General features: G+C 44.1%; 19 protein-coding genes and 1 pseudogene. 15 read left to right on the top strand and 5 right to left on the bottom strand.

Annotated features, from left to right (window positions below; genetic code table 11):
* Positions 1-15: 15 nt before the first annotated feature.
* Positions 16-1,061 (bottom strand): annotated as a pseudogene (gene pyrC, locus AC08OG_RS08745) (dihydroorotase).
* A 170-nt stretch (positions 1,062-1,231) separates the two neighbouring features.
* On the opposite strand from pyrC, the gene AC08OG_RS08740 reads away from it, so the two are divergent.
* The 10 genes from AC08OG_RS08740 (at position 1,232) to argF (ending at position 10,941) form a co-directional block, all read left to right on the top strand.
* Positions 1,232-2,974: an acetolactate synthase 3 large subunit gene (locus AC08OG_RS08740; protein ID WP_292399053.1), complete on the top strand. Its 1,743-nt coding sequence runs from the start codon at positions 1,232-1,234 to the stop codon at positions 2,972-2,974.
* The gene (ilvN, locus tag AC08OG_RS08735; RefSeq protein WP_292357234.1) at positions 2,974-3,471 is read left to right on the top strand and encodes an acetolactate synthase small subunit; all 498 of its coding nucleotides are present in this window, start codon (positions 2,974-2,976) and stop codon (positions 3,469-3,471) included. The genes AC08OG_RS08740 and ilvN overlap by 1 nt, the downstream gene beginning before the upstream one ends.
* 28 nt (positions 3,472-3,499) lie before the next feature.
* Entirely contained in the window at positions 3,500-4,510 is a 1,011-nt protein-coding gene (gene ilvC / locus AC08OG_RS08730) for a ketol-acid reductoisomerase (protein ID WP_292399453.1), read from the top strand.
* Positions 4,511-4,627: 117 nt separating this feature from the next.
* Positions 4,628-5,371 carry a CDP-diacylglycerol--serine O-phosphatidyltransferase gene (pssA, locus tag AC08OG_RS08725; RefSeq protein ID WP_292357232.1) on the top strand — a complete coding sequence of 248 codons (744 nt, stop codon included), beginning with the start codon at positions 4,628-4,630 and terminating at the stop codon, positions 5,369-5,371.
* Positions 5,372-5,536: 165 nt separating this feature from the next.
* Complete coding sequence (locus AC08OG_RS08720; RefSeq protein WP_292357230.1) at positions 5,537-7,069, top strand: 2-isopropylmalate synthase; 1,533 nt, start codon at positions 5,537-5,539, stop codon at positions 7,067-7,069.
* Entirely contained in the window at positions 7,069-7,563 is a 495-nt protein-coding gene (locus AC08OG_RS08715) for a DNA polymerase III subunit psi (RefSeq protein ID WP_482929315.1), read from the top strand. The genes AC08OG_RS08720 and AC08OG_RS08715 overlap by 1 nt, the downstream gene beginning before the upstream one ends.
* The gene (gene rimI, locus AC08OG_RS08710; protein WP_292357226.1) at positions 7,556-8,035 is read left to right on the top strand and encodes a ribosomal protein S18-alanine N-acetyltransferase; all 480 of its coding nucleotides are present in this window, start codon (positions 7,556-7,558) and stop codon (positions 8,033-8,035) included. The genes AC08OG_RS08715 and rimI overlap by 8 nt, the downstream gene beginning before the upstream one ends.
* A gap of 61 nt (positions 8,036-8,096) precedes the next feature.
* Positions 8,097-8,678 carry a superoxide dismutase [Fe] gene (gene sodB, locus AC08OG_RS08705; RefSeq protein WP_014707224.1) on the top strand — a complete coding sequence of 194 codons (582 nt, stop codon included), beginning with the start codon at positions 8,097-8,099 and terminating at the stop codon, positions 8,676-8,678.
* Positions 8,679-8,843: 165 nt separating this feature from the next.
* A complete protein-coding gene (locus AC08OG_RS08700; RefSeq protein ID WP_482929314.1) occupies positions 8,844-10,043 on the top strand; it encodes an acetylornithine/succinylornithine family transaminase in 1,200 nt (399 codons plus the stop codon).
* 1 nt (position 10,044) lies between these two features.
* A complete protein-coding gene (gene argF, locus AC08OG_RS08695; RefSeq protein ID WP_292357222.1) occupies positions 10,045-10,941 on the top strand; it encodes an ornithine carbamoyltransferase in 897 nt (298 codons plus the stop codon).
* 6 nt (positions 10,942-10,947) lie between these two features.
* On the opposite strand, the gene murU is transcribed toward argF, so the two are convergent.
* On the bottom strand, positions 10,948-11,622 hold the full coding sequence (gene murU / locus AC08OG_RS08690; RefSeq protein WP_482929313.1) for an N-acetylmuramate alpha-1-phosphate uridylyltransferase MurU: 675 nt from the start codon (positions 11,620-11,622) through the stop codon (positions 10,948-10,950).
* Entirely contained in the window at positions 11,619-12,608 is a 990-nt protein-coding gene (locus AC08OG_RS08685) for an aminoglycoside phosphotransferase family protein (RefSeq protein WP_292357218.1), read from the bottom strand. Before AC08OG_RS08685 ends, murU begins: the two co-directional genes overlap by 4 nt.
* A gap of 165 nt (positions 12,609-12,773) precedes the next feature.
* On the opposite strand from AC08OG_RS08685, the gene AC08OG_RS08680 reads away from it, so the two are divergent.
* Positions 12,774-13,178 carry a hypothetical protein gene (locus AC08OG_RS08680; protein ID WP_482929312.1) on the top strand — a complete coding sequence of 135 codons (405 nt, stop codon included), beginning with the start codon at positions 12,774-12,776 and terminating at the stop codon, positions 13,176-13,178.
* Positions 13,179-13,185: 7 nt separating this feature from the next.
* Here AC08OG_RS08680 and AC08OG_RS08675 read toward each other — a convergent pair whose 3' ends face one another.
* Positions 13,186-13,779 carry a Maf family protein gene (locus AC08OG_RS08675; protein WP_482929311.1) on the bottom strand — a complete coding sequence of 198 codons (594 nt, stop codon included), beginning with the start codon at positions 13,777-13,779 and terminating at the stop codon, positions 13,186-13,188.
* A gap of 14 nt (positions 13,780-13,793) precedes the next feature.
* Complete coding sequence (locus AC08OG_RS08670) at positions 13,794-15,428, bottom strand: alpha-D-glucose phosphate-specific phosphoglucomutase (RefSeq protein ID WP_482930537.1); 1,635 nt, start codon at positions 15,426-15,428, stop codon at positions 13,794-13,796.
* A gap of 88 nt (positions 15,429-15,516) precedes the next feature.
* Here AC08OG_RS08670 and AC08OG_RS08665 point away from each other — a divergent pair, with 88 nt between their 5' ends.
* From AC08OG_RS08665 to AC08OG_RS08650, 4 genes are read left to right on the top strand one after another with little or no spacing between them, the layout of a single operon-like run.
* The gene (locus AC08OG_RS08665) at positions 15,517-16,425 is read left to right on the top strand and encodes a cation diffusion facilitator family transporter (protein ID WP_482929310.1); all 909 of its coding nucleotides are present in this window, start codon (positions 15,517-15,519) and stop codon (positions 16,423-16,425) included.
* Positions 16,426-16,461: 36 nt separating this feature from the next.
* Positions 16,462-17,049: a nuclease-related domain-containing protein gene (locus tag AC08OG_RS08660; protein WP_292357210.1), complete on the top strand. Its 588-nt coding sequence runs from the start codon at positions 16,462-16,464 to the stop codon at positions 17,047-17,049.
* A gap of 2 nt (positions 17,050-17,051) precedes the next feature.
* The gene (locus AC08OG_RS08655; protein WP_482929309.1) at positions 17,052-17,975 is read left to right on the top strand and encodes a 5'-nucleotidase; all 924 of its coding nucleotides are present in this window, start codon (positions 17,052-17,054) and stop codon (positions 17,973-17,975) included.
* Positions 17,972-19,414 carry an HDOD domain-containing protein gene (locus tag AC08OG_RS08650; protein ID WP_292357206.1) on the top strand — a complete coding sequence of 481 codons (1,443 nt, stop codon included), beginning with the start codon at positions 17,972-17,974 and terminating at the stop codon, positions 19,412-19,414. Before AC08OG_RS08655 ends, AC08OG_RS08650 begins: the two co-directional genes overlap by 4 nt.
* Positions 19,415-19,480: the final 66 nt, after the last annotated feature.

The following is a 19,480-nucleotide window of genomic DNA, read 5'->3' as shown; positions in this document are numbered from 1 at the left end:
ATTGAGCCGGGATTTTTATAAAAGTTTCCAGTGGATGGTCTCACCGGCACGCATAGGCACCAGTGTTTCATCTGCGAACTCCAGCGTGTCGGGAACCTGCCAGTCCGTTTTTTGCAAGGTGATTTTCTGTTCGTTTCTCGGCAGGCCATAAAAATCCGCACCGTAAAAGCTGGCAAACCCTTCGAGTTTATCCAGACATTCATAGCTGTCGAACACTTCGGCATACAGCTCTATTGCCGCATGGGCGCTGTAGATGCCCGCGCAACCACAAGCATTTTCTTTACTGTCTCGAGTATGTGGTGCACTGTCGGTTCCCAAAAAGAATTTCGGATTACTGCTGGTTGCAGCGGCAATAAGCGCTTTCTGATGGGTATTACGTTTCAGCACTGGCAGGCAGAAATGATGAGGCCGAATTCCCCCACCAGCATATCGTTACGATTTAGCAGTAAATGATGTGGGGTTATCGTTGCTGCCACAAAGTTGCTGGCCTGAGCGACAAAGTCTGCAGCATCTTTGGTCGTTATATGTTCAAAAACAATTTTCAGTTCTGGAAAGTCTCTTAACAGTGGAATCAGTTTTTCGTCAATGAACGCCTTTTCACGATCAAAAATATCGGTTTCGTGATGAGTCACTTCACCATGCAACAATAAAGGCATACCTGCCTTTTGCATTGTTTCCAGTGTTTTATAACAGTGAGTAATGTCCGTGACCCCAGCATCTGAATTTGTTGTTGCACCCGCCGGGTAGAGTTTGACGGCTTTAATGAATTTGGCTTGTTTCGCCGCCACAATATCTTGCGGAGTAGTATTATCAGTCAGATACAAGGTCATCAAAGGTTCAAAGTCAGACTGGGCTGGACGCGCATCCAGAATGCGTTGTCGATAAGCAGTGGCTTGTTCTACATTGGTCACTGGAGGGCGCAGGTTAGGCATAATAATTGCGCGTTTGAAACATCTTGCGCTATCTGTAACAGTACGCTTTAAGGCATTATTATCGCGCAAGTGGAGATGCCAATCGTCTGGTTGGCTAATGGTAAGAGAATTTAATGCTGATTTTTTCATAAAGCAGATTATGCCATAGCTGTTTAGCTTTGCAGTTGAAAAGTTGTTTCTGACAAATTAGCGATACTGCATCAGAAGGCGGTTTTTCTTGACCTTGACGGGCATTCACAGTAACTTTACCCGTTTGATATTTTGAAGCAGATCGCGTTAGCGATACGAGAGAGGAAGACGTGGAATTAAGCGGCGCCGAGATTCTGGTCCATTGTCTAAAAGACGAAGGGGTTGAGTATTTGTTTGGCTATCCGGGTGGTGCAGTGCTGCATATTTACGATGCACTGTATAACCAGGAAGAGGTCAAGCACATTCTTGTGCGCCATGAACAGGCAGCAACCCATGCTGCAGATGGTTATGCGCGCGCCACAGGTAACCCTGGTGTTGTATTGGTAACGTCCGGTCCTGGCGCAACCAATGCGGTAACCGGTATTGCTACAGCTTATATGGATTCGATTCCAATGGTGGTTATCACCGGTCAGGTGGCGACGGCCAATATCGGCAGTGATGCATTTCAGGAAGTTGATTCGGTTGGTATTACCCGCCCATGCGTTAAACATAACTTTTTAGTTAAAGATATTAACGATCTGGCAGAAACCATTAAAAAAGCTTTTTATGTAGCAACAACAGGCCGTCCTGGTCCAGTTGTGGTTGATGTACCGAAAGATATTACTGATCCCAATATCAAGATTCCGTACGTTTACCCGCAGAGCGTTCAAATGCGTTCTTACCAGCCTGTTACTAAAGGTCATCCTGGTCAGATAAAGCGTGCAGTTGAGTTGATGCTGAGTGCCAAAAAACCAATGATTTATACCGGTGGTGGTGTCGTGTTAGGTAACGCTGCTGAACCATTACGTAAGTTTGTCAGCACTTTGGGTTATCCGGTGACTTCCACTTTGATGGGACTTGGTTCTATACCCTGGGATGATCAACAGTTTCTCGGCATGCTGGGGATGCACGGCACCTATGAAGCCAATATGGCAATGCATGATTGTGATGTGCTGATTGCGATTGGTGCACGATTCGATGATCGGGTAACCGGAAAAATTGCTGAATTCTGTCCGCATGCCAAGATCGTTCATATTGATATCGATCCGTCATCCATTTCCAAGACAATTTCAGTAGATGTGCCGATTGTTGGTAATGTTGCCGATGTTCTGAATGACATGAATCAATTGCTTTCAGCCAGCAAGACCAAACCTGATCAAACAGCGTTGACTGACTGGTGGAATATCATTAACGGCTGGCGTGCTAAAAAATGTATGTCCTATGATCGCAATAGCGATCAGATAAAACCGCAGGCAGTTGTTGAGATGGTTCATGAAATCACTAACGGTGATGCCTATGTAACCTCAGATGTTGGTCAGCATCAGATGTGGGCGGCACAATACTATGGTTTCAGCAAACCCAACCGCTGGATTAATTCAGGTGGTTTGGGAACGATGGGCTTTGGTTTGCCTGCAGCGATGGGTGTTCAATTGGCATTTCCTGAGGAAACGGTCATCTGTATTACAGGTGAAGGTAGCATCCAGATGTGTATTCAGGAGCTATCGACCTGTCTGCAGTACGGTTTGCCGGTAAAAATTGTAGCGTTGAATAATCGTTATCTTGGCATGGTGCGTCAGTGGCAAGAGTTTTTCTATCAGAATCGTTATTCACATTCCTATATGGAATCCTTGCCTGATTTTGTCAAACTGGCAGAAAGTTATGGTCATGTGGGTATTCGTATTGAACGGGTTGAAGATTTGCGTCCCAAACTGGAAGAAGCCTTTGCGATGAAAGATCGCCTGGTGTTTCTGGATATCGTGACTGATCAAACTGAAAACGTGTATCCGATGATCGCTCAGGGTAAAGCGCATAATGAAATGCATATGTCGCCCTATTGCGATCTACCACAAGATCCAGAGCGGGAGCTGTCATAATGCGTCATATCATCTCGATTCTGATTGAAAATGAAGCAGGGGCCTTATCGCGTGTTGCGGGGTTATTTTCTGCACGTGGCTATAACATTGAATCGTTAACTGTTGCGCCAACTGAAGATGCGTCGCTGTCACGGATGACGATTGTCACAACCGGTACTGATCGAATTATTGAGCAGATAACCAAACAGCTTAATAAACTTGTAGATGTTGTGAAGTTGATGGAGTTGTCTGAAGGTCCGCACATTGAGCGGGAAATGATGCTGATTAAGGTCAAGGCTGCGACCATGGATCAACGTGACGACGTCAAACGTCTGTCTGATATTTTCCGTGGACATATTATTGATGTGACTGCTTCGACCTACACGATTGAACTGACGGGGGCTGGCAGTAAGCTTGACTCGTTCATTGAAGCTCTATCTGAACATAAAATACTTGAAACCGTACGCAGTGGCGTCTCGGGCATTGCCCGTGGCGAAAAATGTCTGCAATTGAATTGATTTAAAAACGAAGGAATTGATAATGAGTTTGAATATCTATTACGACAAAGATTGTGACCTGTCGCTGATCCGTGGCATGAAAGTCACAATTATCGGCTATGGTTCACAAGGCCATGCTCACGCCTGTAACCTGAAAGATTCCGGTGTTGATGTAACTGTAGCTCTGCGTGCGGGTTCGTCTTCTATTGCTAAAGCGGAAGGTGCGGGTCTGAAAGTTGCCGATACCGCATCAGCTGTAAAACAAGCTGACTTGGTAATGGTGCTCACACCGGATGAGTTCCAATCTTCTTTGTATAAAGATGAAATTGAACCAAACCTTAAACAAGGTGCTGTTTTGGCTTTCGCTCATGGTTTTGCGATTGTTTATAACCAGATTCTGCCACGTGAAGATCTGGACGTCATCATGGTTGCTCCAAAAGCACCAGGTCATACCGTTCGCAGTGAATTTACCCGTGGTGGTGGTATTCCTGATTTGATCGCTATTGAACAGGATGCCTCAGGTAAAGCCAAAGCAATCGCTTTATCTTATGCCTCAGCTATTGGTGGCGGTCGTACCGGTATCATTGAAACTACTTTCCGTGATGAAACTGAAACGGATCTGTTTGGTGAGCAAGCGGTATTATGTGGTGGTGCAGTAGAATTAGTTAAAGCCGGTTTTGAAACATTGGTGGAAGCAGGATATGAGCCTGAAATGGCTTACTTCGAATGTTTGCATGAACTGAAACTGATTGTTGACTTAATGTATGAAGGCGGTATCGCCAACATGAATTACTCAATTTCTAACAATGCAGAATATGGTGAATACGTTACTGGCCCGAAAGTCATTAACGAAGAAAGCCGTTGGGCGATGCGTGAAGCGTTGAAAAACATTCAGGAAGGCAAATACGCCAAACAGTTTATTCAGGAAGGTCAGTCTGGCTATCCCGAAATGACGGCTATGCGTAGGCTGAATGCAGAGCACCCGATTGAAAAAACCGGTGCCAAATTGCGTGAAATGATGCCTTGGATTCAAAAAATCGTCGATAAAACCAAAAACTAATTAGTTTTTTGAGTTGTCCTCAAACAAGGGCAGGTTGCTTGGCAATCTGCCCTTGTTTTGTTTATGAAGGTACGGATGTCATAATGAAACTACTTCTTCTCTGAATACAGGACATTTATGGATAATCATGAAGAACAACAAAAACGCGGCATTTACCTTTTACCGAATCTATTTACCACAGCTTGCCTGTTCGCTGGTTTCTACGCCATTGTCGCTGCTATAAGAGGCGACTTTACCACTGCAGCAGTCGCAATCTTTGTTGCGATGATTATGGATGGGTTGGATGGACGCATTGCTCGTTTAACCAATACCCAGAGCGCTTTTGGAGCAGAGTATGACAGCCTTGCCGATATGGTTGCCTTTGGTCTGGCGCCTGCTTTGGTCATGTTTGAATGGGCTTTGAATGGTTTGGGTAAGTTTGGTTGGATGGTGGCATTTATTTACGCTGCCTGCGGTGCGTTACGTCTCGCACGCTTTAATACTCAGGTAGGAATTGCTGATAAACGCTATTTTCAAGGATTGCCAAGTCCTGCTGCCGCAGCCTGTATCGCTGGCTGGGTCTGGGTAGGACATAACAATCAACTGGATCCTTCATTGTTATCATTTGTAGGTGTGCCACTGACGTTTGCCACCGCAATCCTTATGGTCAGTACTGTGCGTTACCACAGTTTTAAAGAACTGGATTTGCGTGGAAAAGTACCCTTTATGGTGATGCTGGGCTTGGTGTTGGTTTTTGCACTAATTGCAACAGATCCGCCAATTGTCCTTTTCACCGCATTTTTACTTTATGCGATTTCCGGACCTGTTTTTACACTGATTCAATTACGTAAGCATCGTAACGAACGCGCACAATCAAAATAAACCAACGGATAGTAGTGAGACCAACCATTTCTCACATCAGTGCGAGAAATAGATGTTTATGAGGAAAAATAATCTTGCAATTCTTTCTGCAACCCTCATTTAACCTCATTATAATGACAATAAAAAATGTGCTCAGCGATGAGCAGAATGTTCGGAGCGAGCGAAATGAAAGACCAGTTAATAATATTTGATACCACGTTGCGTGATGGGGAGCAGAGTCCTGGCGCATCGATGACCAAAGATGAAAAGGTGAGGATTGCCAAATCTCTGGAACGTATGCGGGTTGATATTATTGAGGCTGGTTTTCCAATTGCCAGTATAGGTGATTTTGAGGCCGTGCAAGCTGTTGCTAAAGCGGTTAAAGACAGTCGTATTTGTGGCCTGGCTCGTGCCCTGGACAAAGATATTGATCGGGCCGGTGAGGCGCTTAAATCAGCCAATGCGTCTCGAATTCATACCTTTATTGCCACCTCACCCATCCATATGCAGATGAAATTGCGGATGCAGCCGGATGAAGTGATTGAGAATGCTGTAAAGGCGGTGAAACGGGCACGACTTTATACTGATGATGTTGAGTTTTCACCGGAAGATGCCGGGCGCAGTGATCTGGACTTTCTCTGTAGGGTGCTGGAAGCTGTTATTGATGCCGGCGCTAAAACCTTGAATATTCCGGATACTGTTGGTTACAACCTGCCGCATCAATTTGGCGAATTAATCAAAAATCTGCGGGAAAGAATTCCAAATTCGGATAAAGCCATTTTCTCGGTGCATTGTCACAACGATTTGGGTTTGGCGGTGGCTAATTCGCTCTCAGCCGTTATGAATGGTGCCCGACAAGTTGAATGTACCATTAATGGGTTGGGCGAAAGAGCCGGCAATGCTTCTTTAGAAGAAGTGGTGATGGCCGTGCGAACACGTCAGGATATGTTTGATTGTGATACCCGCCTGGATACCACACAAATATTGGCAGCTTCACGTCTGGTTTCAGGTGTCACCGGTTTTGTAGTGCAGCCGAACAAAGCGATAGTCGGTGCCAATGCCTTTGCCCATGAGTCCGGTATTCATCAGGATGGTGTACTGAAAAATCGCGAAACGTATGAAATCATGCGAGCTGAAGATGTGGGCTGGAACACGAATCGTATGGTTCTTGGCAAACATTCCGGACGCAACGCCTTCCGTTCACGATTAAAAGAGTTGGGAATAGAACTGGAGTCCGAAGAAGATTTAAATACAGCATTTATGCGGTTTAAGGAATTGGCAGATAAAAAACACGAAGTTTTTGATGAAGATATTCAAGCACTTGTCAGTGATACCTTGACGGAGGATAACGAGCGGATTCGCTTGATTTCAATGCGAGTATGCAGTGAAACTGGAGAGATTCCGGTAGCCAATGTCACCCTTGCGGTTGACGATAGCGAAGTTAAAACCGAGATGAAAGGCAGTGGACCGGTTGATGCCGCTTTTAAAGCGATTGAATCAATGGTACAGAGCCATACGGAATTGCAGTTGTATTCTGTAAGCAACATTACCAGTGGCACCGATTCTCAGGGAGAGGTCAGCGTCCGGCTGGAAAAAGGTGGTCGTATTGTCAGTGGTCAGGGTACTGACACTGATATTGTTATCGCTTCAGCCAAAGCTTACATCAATGCCCTCAATAAAATGTTATTGCCCTCTGATCGGGCGCATCCGCAAGTCTGATGAGTTTATCTGCTGAACAATATTTTGCACTTGAACAGATGGGTATTCCTGTCTGGGTGCAAAGACAAGATGACGCTGTTCAACCTGATTTAACCACTTCGGAAAGTGAAATTGTTAATCATATTGACTATACAAATTCGTGGTTAGTTATTTCTGAAAATGCACTTACACCAATGGAAAACCGACTGTTACGAGCCATTTTTGTTAGTATTGGTATTAGTCTGGACGATGTGACAGTGATGGATAAGCAGTATGTAAACGTTCTAAAGATGTTTTCGGCTGATAAAACCGTAGCATTGGTATTAGGTTCAGAATTGGCAGCGAAACTGAACGTAAAGCCCCATGAAGCATTATCCTGCCAGCAACTCGAAAATAATCTGCAAACGTTGGTCGGGCCAAGTCTGCGAACAATGCTGGAGCAACCACTGCTTAAGTTCGAGATGTGGCAAACTATCCAGAGACTTCGGAACTTAAGAGCATACCCGAGTGACTGAGTTAGCAATTAGTCATATGCAACTGGCAGATATAGAAAAAGTCTGGCAGATTGAAAAACAGTCAAATCGTTTTCCCTGGTCCAAAGGTAATTTTGAAGACTGTCTGAAAAGCGGTTATCGAACATTTCTCTACGCAATAGATAATGAGATAATTGGCTACAGCGTTGTACAATCTGTACTGGACGAAGTTCATTTACTGAATATTTGCGTCAAACCCGGTCATCAGGGTAAAGGCTTTGGTAGACAAATTCTGAATCATGTTATTGAGATTGCACTGGAGCAATCTGCTGCAATTATTGTATTAGAAGTTCGAGCCAGTAACTTCAGGGCTCAACAGCTTTATTTATCAACCGGTTTTAATGAAATGTCAGTACGTCGAGGTTATTATCCTGCTGAACAGGGCAGGGAAGATGGCGTTTTGATGGGACTGGAACTTGGCATGTTCGCGCAGCTTGGTCAAAACTTGCTATAAGACATGCCCTCACTTAGACTAACGTGTTTACGTTGGTTATTTTCAATCAAGGAGATTTTTTATGGCTTTTGAATTGCCACCACTTCCTTATGCAAAAGATGCTTTGGAACCACACATCTCTGCAGAGACTCTTGAATACCATTACGGTAAACATCACCAAACATATGTAAATAACCTGAACAATCTGGTTCCTGGAACCGAATTTGAAGGTCAACCGCTGGAAACCATTATCACTAAATCCAGTGGTGGTGTTTTCAATAATGCTGCACAGGTTTGGAATCACACTTTCTACTGGAACTGCCTGACACCGAATGGCAAAGATGCTGTTTCTGGTGATCTGGCTGCTGCAATTGATGCCAAGTTTGGTTCATTTGCAGAATTTAAAGATCAATTTACCAAGTCAGCGACCACAAACTTCGGTTCAGGTTGGACATGGCTGGTAAAAAATGCTGATGGCAGCATTGAGATTGTGAATACCAGCAATGCTGGTTGCCCGCTTACAGCAGGCCAAACACCATTACTAACCTGTGATGTTTGGGAACATGCCTACTACATTGATTACCGAAATGCCCGTCCTAAATATCTGGAATCATTCTGGACACTGGTAAATTGGGATTTTGTTGCGGCTAATTTCGCGGCATAAACGTTAAGATTAGTCAGTAGTCTTATGACTGCTGACTGATTCGTTATATAATTTATGGTTTTTGGAATATGGCAGTTTTCTTTTGAAACTGCCATTTTTCGTTTCAATCCAGCAGAAATATCTGCTGATATGTCGCCTTGAAAAACAGGCAGGGAGATAAATGCCATGACCGAATCTGTCATGCCTACTTATGGACGTTTGGATATTACTTTTGCTAAAGGGGAAGGTGCTTGGCTGACTGATACCCGTGGCGAACGATATCTTGATGCATTAAGTGGTATTGCGGTTTGCAATCTTGGGCATTGCCACCCTGCGGTGACGCGAGCGATTTCTGAGCAGGCGTCAACATTAATACATACCTCGAATATGTACCACATCGAAAAACAGCAGCTATTGGCAGATAAGCTGACACAAGTGTCTGGTATGGAACAGGTTTTTTTCTGTAATTCCGGTGCTGAGGCAAATGAAGCAGCCATTAAAATTGCCCGTAAATATGGTCACAGCAAAGGCATTGATAAACCGGTGATTATTGTTATGGATGGCAGCTTCCATGGTCGGACAATGGCGACCTTAACGGCAACCGGTAATGCCAAGGTTCAGGCTGGTTTTGAGCCATTGCTTCCTGGCTTTGTGCGGGTTCCATTCAATGACATTGATGCGGTACGCATGGCGGTCAGCCACTGGCCTGAAGCGGTAGCGGTCTTAGTTGAACCGGTTCAGGGTGAGGGCGGTATCAAGGTTCCCGACAGTGAATATTTGTCTGCTATTCGGGATCTCTGTACGCAGCGCAAATTATTGATGATGCTCGATGAAGTACAGACAGGTGTGGGTCGGACTGGAAAATGGTTTGCCTTTCAACATAAAGCGGATTTATTGCCGGATGTCATGACGTTGGCAAAAGGTTTGGGCAATGGTATGCCTGTAGGCGCCTGTCTGGTTGCTGGTTTGGCTAAAGGCGTATTACAGGCCGGTAATCATGGTTCAACATTTGGTGGTAACCCGTTAGCCTGTAGTGCTGCTCTAGCCGTTTTGGAGACGATTGAAAAAGAACAGTTATTGGGTCATGTCAGCAGACTGGGTGAGCAGATGTTTCAGCAATTTAAACAACAGCTGGGCAAGACTGAAGGCGTGAAAGAAGTACGTCATCTGGGCTTTATGTTTGGTATTGAGCTCACCACGCCATGTGCAGAACTGGTTAAATTGGCTTTGCAGGAAAATATTTTGATCAACGTAACATCTGAAAAAGTTATTCGTTTATTGCCGCCAATGATTATTAATGCTGAGGAAGCGGTGTTGATCGTCAATAAGGTAAGTCAATTGATCAAAACCTTTCTGGCGTCACGGCCTGTAGAGAGCGTAGCCTGATATGAGACATTTTCTTACGCTTAAGGATTTATCGCCAGCCGAACTGGGGCAGTTGATTGCACGTGCCACAGAACTGAAAAAGATGCACAAGGCGGGCGAAATCTACCAGCCATTGAAAAATAAAGTCCTGGCAATGATTTTTGAAAAATCTTCAACTCGTACCCGCGTATCGTTTGAATCAGCGATGGTGCAGTTTGGTGGTGGTTCAATCTTTTTATCACCCGATGATACCCAACTGGGCAGAGGCGAGCCGATTGAGGACTCCGCCAGAGTCATTTCCAGCATGGTTGATGCCGTCATGATCCGAACCTTTGAGCATAGCAAGATTGAAACCTTCGCTAAATATTCATCGGTACCGGTGATCAACGCCTTGACTGATGATTTTCATCCCTGTCAATTGCTGGCTGATATGCAAACCTATCAGGAACATCGTGGTGATATTCGTGGAAAAACGGTTGCGTGGATTGGTGATGGCAATAATATGTGTCATTCCTATATTAATGCTGCTCAACAGTTTGGTTTTAATTTAAATATTGCCACCCCTGAAGGCTATGAGCCCAAAGCAGAGGTTATCAATGCAGTAGATGCACAGGTTCGCCTGTTTAATGACCCTGTACAGGCTGCTGAGCATGCTGATTTAGTGGTAACCGATGTATGGGCCAGCATGGGGCAGGAAGAGGAACAGCGAAAACGAGAAGCCGCCTTTGCTTCGTTTCAGGTGGATAAAAAGGTCATGCAACATGCCGCTACAAATGCATTATTTATGCATTGTCTGCCAGCACATCGTGGTGAAGAAGTCACAGCAGATGTCATTGATGGCCAGCAAAGTGTCGTTTGGGATGAAGCTGAAAATCGACTTCATGCGCAAAAAGCCTTACTGGAGTTTCTCTGCGCCTGAAGGCCGTTAAATGTCGAGTTGCTTGGCCAGTACAGTTAAGCGCTCGACCGTTCCAATATCAGACCACTGACCCTGATAATGTTGCCCAGTCGCTTTTTTCTGCTTCATAACCTCAACAAAAAATGGCTTTAAGGCACGTTTGGCAACCGGATGCTCTGCAAACATTTCCGGACGGTAAATTCCAATACCACTGAATGTCAGTTTTGGTTCACCTTCAAGTGATAGCAAACCTTCTGAATCAAGATAAAAATCTCCGGCAGGGTTGTGCGCAGGATTATTCACCATAACCAGGTGACATAGTTGCTCTGTAGATAACTCAATCTTGGCGAGATCAGCAAACGGAAAATCTGTCCAGATATCGCCATTTACCACCAGAAAAGGTTCATTGCCTAGCACTGGTAATGCCTGAATTATTCCACCAGCGGTTTCCAGCCCGCCAGCGACTTCAGCTGAATATTCAAAATGGGCATGATAGCGTTCACCACTGCCCAATATTGGCTCAAATTGCTCACCAAGATGAGCATGATTAATCACAATATCATTAAGCCCTGCATCGACCAGTTTCTCAATCAGATATTCAATCAAGCGTTTTGGACCAGCATGCAGCAAAGGTTTAGGAGTGTGATCGGTAAGCGGTCTGAGCCGTTCACCGCGACCTGCTGCGAGAATCATTACTTTCATATTATGGCCGCAATTTTAGGTTGTTCAATAAGATATTGATAGAGATTTTGTAGCTCTGGATAGCGCTCACAAACTTGATAGACATAATTTAAAGTCAATGCTAAATCATTCATATAATTAGGTTTATTGTCGCGATAATTCAGGCGACAGAAGATCCCAAGTATTTTAAGGTGGCGTTGTAAGCCCATTAAATCAAACCAACGAGGAAATTTTTCTGCTTGCTCGGTTGTTAACAATCCATGTTGTTGTGCCTGTTCAATATAATATCCAACCCACTGCTGTTGTTCAGCCGAAGACCATTGGATATACACATCACGCAACAATGAAACTAAGTCATAACTAATGGCGCCAATCACGGCATCCTGAAAATCAATTATTCCCGGTTTTTGTCCCTGCAGGTACATCAGATTTCGTGAATGAAAATCTCGATGCACAATAACCTGAGGTTGTTCTAAAGCGTTTTGCGTTAAAAATTCAAATGTTGCAGCTAACCATTCGGGCGGATGTAATCCCAAATGGCGCTGCAAAAACCAGTCATCAAACAGCAGTATTTCACGTTGTAATAATGCGGCATCATATTGAGGTAATGAATGGTTTTCGCAGGGAATCAGCTGCAGGGTTATCAGACTGTCAATGGCTTTTTTATAAAGCTCATCAGCCGTTTCAATGGATAGCTGTGAAAGGTAAGGGGTATTACCCAGATCGCTCAGTATTAGAAACCCCTGCTGCAGATCCTGCTCGTAAATATGGGGTACATTCAGCCCGTATTGCTCCAGCAATGTCGCCACGTGAATGAATGCATGATTATCTTCATGCTCCGGAGGCGAATCCATAACAATAAAACTGGCATCCATTTGCTGTAATCGAAAATAACGTCGAAAACTGGCATCACTGGAGGCAGGTGTTAACGAATAGTTTTTATCGGTCACGAAGTCTTGCAACCATTGTTGCAATTGTTGAAAGCGTATATCTTGTTTATGGTTCATCTGGGATGTGCGTTATTAAGTTTAAGAAATTATCCCAACAAGTGAGATAACTGCATTGAATTGGATGGCAGATTGTAGCGTATTCGCACTCAATGGGATAATTTGACCTATAAGCGCGGTCTCAGCATGGCAACAAAAAAACTATAAATATCTGGAGAGGATGTAATGATTAAGCACTATCTGGCTGCTGGTTCACTGGCAATTTTCAGTACTTTTGCAATAGCAGAAGAATCGATCCTGACCCCTTGGGATATGCCCCAGGAAGCCATTAATGAAATGACAAGTAATATCACCGCTTACAACAAGTGCATGATGCAATCACGGTTAAATGCCAGTAAAACCGGCAACTCAGCTACACAAAATGCTGATGATATTCTGCAATCATGTGAACCTAAACTCGACGAACTGAAAGAATTGTTGACGGCTAATAATGTGAATCCCGGTCTTACCGAAGGAATGGCAAGAAGTTTACGTTCAAAAGCAGCCCGTCAGTTGATGGGACAGACGATGAACAATTTGGCAGCTCAGGCTGCAGCAATGGAAAACGTTGAAAAAAGTAAAAAGCAATAAACGTGGTTTAATCGCACTGCTGTGCCAACACATCCACACCTTCGTTGGCCAGCAGTTCTATCAAGCGAATCAGCGGTAAACCAATCAAACTATTTGGATCCTGTCCGCGCAACTCCTTAAACAGGCTGATGCCAAATCCCTCCGATTTAAAACTTCCTGCGCATTGATAGGGCTGTTCATTGGTTAGATAAAACTCAATCTGTTCGGCAGAAAGTGCTCTGAAAACTACTTCAAAATAATCGACTACAGATTGCATATTTCCCGTGGCAGCATTAAACAAAGCCAGTCCGGTCATAAACGTTACGGTATTACCGGAAGCTGCAGAAAGCTGTTCAATCGCTTTGAGATGATTTCCTGGTTTACCCATCACCTGACCATTCAATACGGCGACCTGATCAGAGCCAATGATAAGGCTGTCAGGATACTGTTCAGCAATTTTACGGGCTTTGCTTTCTGCCAGTCGTCTTACCAGGTGATCTGGTGTTTCATTGGGATTTGGGCTTTCATCAATATCTGGTGAAGCTGTCAGAAAGCTCAAATGTAATTTAGCAAGCAGTTCAGCACGGAAAGGGGAGCTGGAACCTAAAATTAATGTTTGCATGCGTGGTAGTTAACCTAGGTGATGACAGTTGGAACATTGCGACCAGTAAGCGATTTGATTTTGGCAAGACTATCAGCAAGCTCAATCAAATCCTTCAGTCGTGTTTGGGTGTCCTCAAATAATTTATCTGGATTATCCTCGATAGCTTCGATATATACCCTTAGAGTTGCCCCTTGGGTGCCGGTGCCGGATAGTCTGAAAATAATACGGCAACCATCAGTAAAGCCAATACGGATACCCTGGTTTTCAGCAATGCTTTTGTCGACTGGATCGTGATAACTGAAATTATCCGCATAATCGACGATATAACCATTCAGAGACTGACCCGCTAAGTCAGGCAATTTCTGCTGTAACCCTTCCATCAACTGATTGGCTATCTCGATTGGAATTTCTTCATAATCATGGCGAGTGTAATAATTTCGACCATACTTCTGCCAGTGCTGACGTACAATTTCACTGACAGATTGCTGTCTGATTGCCAGAATATTCAGCCAGAATAATACTGCCCATAAACCATCTTTTTCCCGGATATGATTAGAGCCGGTGCCAAAACTTTCTTCACCGCAAATAGTTGCCATATCAGCATCAAGAAGGTTGCCAAAAAACTTCCAGCCAGTCGGTGTTTCATGCATGGGGATATTTAAAGCATGAGCGACACGATCAGCGGCCTGACTGGTCGGCATGGAACGGGCGATACCTTTAAGTCCTTTTTGATAAGCCGGAATTAATTCTGCATTCGCTGCCAGTATCGCCAGACTGTCGGAAGGAGTGACAAATATACCGTGACCCAGAATCATATTGCGATCGCCATCGCCATCCGAAGCCGCACCAAAATCCGGACCAATATCGGCAAACAATTCTTCCACCAATTCTGCGGCGTAGGTTAGGTTGGGGTCAGGATGTCCGCCGGCAAAATCGGGTTGTGGAACACCATTAATGACCGTACCAGCTTCTGCACCCAGACGTTTTTCAAGGATTTCTTTTGCATAAGGGCCAGTTATGGCATGCATGGCATCAAAACGCATTTGGAAACGACCATTGCATAGCAGGGCTCTGATGGCCGGGAAATCAAAAATATCAGACATCAATTCAGCATAATCGGCAACCGGATCAATAATATCAATCTGCATATCCTGTAAATATTGTGTACCAATTTCTGTCAACGAAATATCTGCACATTCCAATATCTGGTAAGAAGAAATATGTTGACTGTTATTGTAGATAGCTTCTGTAATACTCTCGGGAGCCGGTCCACCATTACGGATATTGAACTTGATACCAAAATCACCCTCCTGACCAGCAGGATTGTGGCTGGCTGAGAGTATCACGCCACCAAAGGCATGGTATTTACGAATGACACAGGAAGCTGCTGGCGTTGACAGCAGCCCATGCTGGCCGATAATCAGTCTTTTAAAACCATTGACTGCTGCCATTTTGACAATTGTCTGGATGGCTGTTTGGTTATAAAATCGCCCATCTCCACCAATAACTAATGTCTGATCTTGAGTGTCACCAACAGAGTCAAACATTGCCTGTACAAAGTTTTCCAGATAATGTTTTTGCTGAAAAACCCGGACTCGTTTACGCAGTCCAGACGTGCCAGGACGTTGATCATTAAACGGCTGACTATTGATGGTGGTCGACATGATATTTCCTGAAAATGGCGAATAATTTCTGATTGGTTAATACAATGTAATTTTGCTTTCCACTGTGATTGTGTCTCACTATACTGAGAACATGTTACGGTCTCAACACTTCAGTAATGCCGCTTTAATGCGAATAGCAAGTTATGCGTCGGTCATTACTGCATTAGCGCTTATTACTGCCAAGTTAACCGCCTGGTATATTTCTGATTCCATGAGTATTCTGGCAAGTCTTATTGATTCCAGTCTGGATTTGCTGGCGTCTCTGGTGAATTTGCTCGCCATTCGGCATGCCCTTCAGCCCGCGGATAAAGAACACCGTTTTGGTCATGGTAAGGCCGAGCCTCTTGCTGCATTAGGTCAGTCCATGTTTATCACTGGTTCTGCGATAATGCTGTTGTTTCAGGCCAGTGGTCGACTGATAACTCCTCAACCCTTAACGACCGGTATTGAATTGGGAATAGCGGTGATGCTGTTTTCCATGCTTGCCACCATCGGTTTATTGTTTGTGCAACGCTTTGTCATCATTAAAACTAATTCGTCTGCCATTCGGGCCGACTCTCTGCATTATCGATCTGATTTATTAATCAATTTCAGTGTCATTATCGCGCTGTTTTTATCCCATTTTGGGTTAATTTGGCTGGATCCGCTCATGGCGATTTTCATCGCAATTTATGTTTTGTTCAGTGCCTGGAGAATATTAAGAGATGCTGTTGATCTATTAATGGATCATGAAATTACTGATAAAGAGAGACAACAGATAATCCAAACAGCCTTAACGCATTCTCAAGCAAAAGGTGTACATGATTTACGCACCAGACGCTCGGGTACCACCACCTTTATACAATTACATCTGGAACTGGATCCCGAACTGAGTCTGCAACAGGCCCATGATGTCAGTGTGGCAGTAAGTCAGGATATTCAGGGGTTATTTGATGAGTCAGAAGTTATAATTCATCAGGATCCAATCAACAATCAGTCAATTGAACAAAGCCCGGCTTAATCGCCGTATAATATAAATTTCGGGAGTACCATTCATTTGCTTGAAGAATTTTCTGTAGAGTTGGCCGTCGGGCTAAGCATTGTTGCAGTAATTATTATCTGTTTACTCTATCGGCTTTTTTTTCGTAGAAGTCCTTCACAGCTCCAAATCGAGCAAGTGTTAAAACCCTACAAACAGGATGAACTTAACAATGTCATTCTTCCAGACGGGGTCGGCGGTATACTGGAAATTGAAAAGCTTTTTCTGCTGGAACAAGGTATTTTGATTTTGCGGGACTATCCAATTAGTGGTCATTTATTCGGTGCAGAACAAATTGAACAATGGACGCAAATTGTTGATGGGCGGAGTTATAAATTTACTAACCCCCTGCATCATCTTGAAAATGCGCGGCAGGCCATCCGCTCTTTGATTCCTAAAATGCCGGTATTCTGTCATGTGGTTTTTACTGCAGAGAGTAATTTTCCCAAAGGTAAGCCCGCATCCGTTTCAGTATTGACGAGTTTTGAACAGGATATGCAGAGGTTGTTTAATAGCCCGAAACTGCCAAAAGAGAGCCGAGAACAAATGTGGAACGTGATTAAACAAAATATACGCAACGATGCTCAATCATTGATCAGGGAGTAAACGTGGAGACGGGGACAAAACCATTGGTAGTGGCTATTTCATCACGTGCTTTGTTTGATTTGGATGAAAGCCACCGTATCTACGAAGAGCAGGGCACAGAGGCCTATTGCCGCTTTCAGATAGAAAATGAAGATGTGCCTTTGGAACCAGGTGGGGCATTTAATCTGGTCAAAAAGTTACTTGCCTTAAACGACAATAACCCTAAAACACCGCGGGTTGAAATTATATTACTGTCACGTAACAGTGCGGATACAGGATTACGGGTTTTCAATTCAATTCAGCATCATAATTTAGGCATCATCCGCGCCGTGTTTACTTCCGGCAGCAGTCCTTATCGGTACGTTGCACCATTTAGCGCCAACCTGTTTTTGTCTACCAGCCCGGAAGATGTTCGTATGGCCCTTGAGGCAGGTATTGCCGCTGCGACTATCCTGCCATCAAATCTGGGACATAACTCTGAGTCAGAACAATTACGCATCGCCTTTGATGGGGACGCTGTCATCTTTTCAGATGAATCTGAAAGAATATTTAAAGAACGCGGTCTTGAAGCCTTCACCGAAAATGAGCAGCAAACAGCCAGACAGGCGCTATCGGGTGGTCCCTTTAAAGACTTTTTAATGGCCCTGAATAAAATTCAAACTGAATATCCAGAAAACAGTTCGCCGATTCGTACTGCATTAGTCACCGCACGTTCTGCTCCCGCTCATGAACGTGTCATCCGTACTTTGAGAGAATGGGGCATTCGTATTGATGAAGCCATTTTTCTGGGTGGGATGGAAAAAGGGCCTTTCCTTAAATCGTTTGGTGCTGATATCTTTTTTGATGATCAGGAACGACATTGCATTTCTGCAAGAGATCACGTGGCAACAGGCCATGTTCCGCATGGCATTGCCAATCAGCTTATATTGAAAGATAACAACGAATGACACCAATTCCTGTTGCCGCACAACGGTTTATCCATCAGCTGACCAATAAACACATGCCGGTATTTCCAAATACCATGTTGGAGATTAACCAGATTCTCGAGCAGGAAGATAGCGCGGCAGTTGATGTTGCGCAGGTCATTCTTCGTGATGCAGCATTAACCAGTCGTTTGCTGAAAATGGCCAATAGTGTTTACTACAATCCTCAGGGTCACCATATTAATACTGTATCGCGGGCATTGATGTTGTTGGGGTTTGAACAAGTCAAAGTGCTCGCGCTGACACTGGTGTTGATTGACTCTCTAAAGGCCACCAAACGCCACGACAAAGTACTTAAGGAAATGGCTGTTTCTCTGCATGCCGCTGTTCAGGCACAAAATATGGCAATCCTCTGTCATTCCGAAACGCCTGAGGATATTTTTATCGCTGCATTGTTATCACGTTTAGGACATTTAACTTTTTGGGCGTTTGCTGATGACAAAACCGTAACCGCGTTTGAAAACCAGGATTGCAGTGTTGCTGCCGAGAGTGACGTGTTGGGTTTTACGCTTCAGCAACTTACTCAGGGCCTGGCAGAAGCCTGGTCGTTAAATGATTTATTAATCGATAGTTTTCGGCCGAATGTGAAATCCGAATCCGTTCTAATCATTAGATATGCTGGACAGTTGGCGATTGAAACCAGTAAAGGTTGGAATGCGGACAAACTTAACCCATGGTTTGAGAAAGTTGTCTCGTTGACACACCAAAAACTGGAAACCTTGAAACCCTCTGTATATGACAGTGCATTGTCGGCACAAAAGTTACTTAACCTCACCGGTAGTGAGCGTGTGAGAGGTTTGATACCACTTCCTCCAGAATTAAAAGCTGAAGGAGAGCAGCAGGATTTTGTGAGTGATTTTGAAGAAACCTCAGATTATCCGGCACCCGACCAATCTATGCAGCTACGCATTCTGCAAGACATTTCACAAGCTATCCAGGAGCATTGTGGTATCAATCTGATACTGGAAATGGTGATGGAGGGTATTTATCGCGGCGCGGGAATGGATAGAGTGATTTTTGCCGTATTATCCGCAGATAAAAAGCAACTGAATTGTCGTTATGTACTTGGCAATCAAAACGAACAGTTTTGCGAGTTGTTTCAGGTATCAATGGAGAGCAATGCTCAAACCCTTTTTAAAGATTTACTCGCTGCTGAAGATGCCGTATTGATCGACGACTCACAACCTGCGCTGTTAAAAAAACTGCACAGGGAAAGTAATCAACTAATGGCGGGCAAACCTATGCTGGCGATGCCGTTAAAAAAATCTAACAAACCGGTGGGGTTATTTCTGGCTGACAGACATGCTTCTGAGCGAGGATTAAATCGTCAGGATCTGATCGCTTTTCGTCAATTTTGCCAGCAGGCATCATTGGCATTCACCTTTTTGACAATACAAGGCTAGTTTTGGTTAGTTTATCTGGCTATAATGGCCGACTTGATTTGATATGAATGCATATTAATAACGATT

Source organism: Methylophaga sp. F7, assembly GCF_056863975.1.
The sequence above is the reverse complement of the archived record's forward strand: the minus strand, read 5'-3'. Positions and strand labels throughout refer to the sequence as shown.

What these genes read in the sequence shown, in the direction of transcription:
- ilvN (WP_292357234.1), top strand. Translation starts at nt 2,974, where the DNA reads ATGCGTCATATCATCTCGATTCTGATTGAAAATGAAGCAGGGGCCTTA.
- pssA (WP_292357232.1), top strand. Translation starts at nt 4,628, where the DNA reads ATGGATAATCATGAAGAACAACAAAAACGCGGCATTTACCTTTTACCG.
- AC08OG_RS08720 (WP_292357230.1), top strand. Translation starts at nt 5,537, where the DNA reads ATGAAAGACCAGTTAATAATATTTGATACCACGTTGCGTGATGGGGAG.
- AC08OG_RS08715 (WP_482929315.1), top strand. Translation starts at nt 7,069, where the DNA reads ATGAGTTTATCTGCTGAACAATATTTTGCACTTGAACAGATGGGTATT.
- sodB (WP_014707224.1), top strand. Translation starts at nt 8,097, where the DNA reads ATGGCTTTTGAATTGCCACCACTTCCTTATGCAAAAGATGCTTTGGAA.
- AC08OG_RS08700 (WP_482929314.1), top strand. Translation starts at nt 8,844, where the DNA reads ATGACCGAATCTGTCATGCCTACTTATGGACGTTTGGATATTACTTTT.
- argF (WP_292357222.1), top strand. Translation starts at nt 10,045, where the DNA reads ATGAGACATTTTCTTACGCTTAAGGATTTATCGCCAGCCGAACTGGGG.
- murU (WP_482929313.1), bottom strand. Translation starts at nt 11,622, where the DNA reads ATGAAAGTAATGATTCTCGCAGCAGGTCGCGGTGAACGGCTCAGACCG.
- AC08OG_RS08685 (WP_292357218.1), bottom strand. Translation starts at nt 12,608, where the DNA reads ATGAACCATAAACAAGATATACGCTTTCAACAATTGCAACAATGGTTG.
- AC08OG_RS08680 (WP_482929312.1), top strand. Translation starts at nt 12,774, where the DNA reads ATGATTAAGCACTATCTGGCTGCTGGTTCACTGGCAATTTTCAGTACT.
- AC08OG_RS08675 (WP_482929311.1), bottom strand. Translation starts at nt 13,779, where the DNA reads ATGCAAACATTAATTTTAGGTTCCAGCTCCCCTTTCCGTGCTGAACTG.
- AC08OG_RS08665 (WP_482929310.1), top strand. Translation starts at nt 15,517, where the DNA reads ATGTTACGGTCTCAACACTTCAGTAATGCCGCTTTAATGCGAATAGCA.
- AC08OG_RS08650 (WP_292357206.1), top strand. Translation starts at nt 17,972, where the DNA reads ATGACACCAATTCCTGTTGCCGCACAACGGTTTATCCATCAGCTGACC.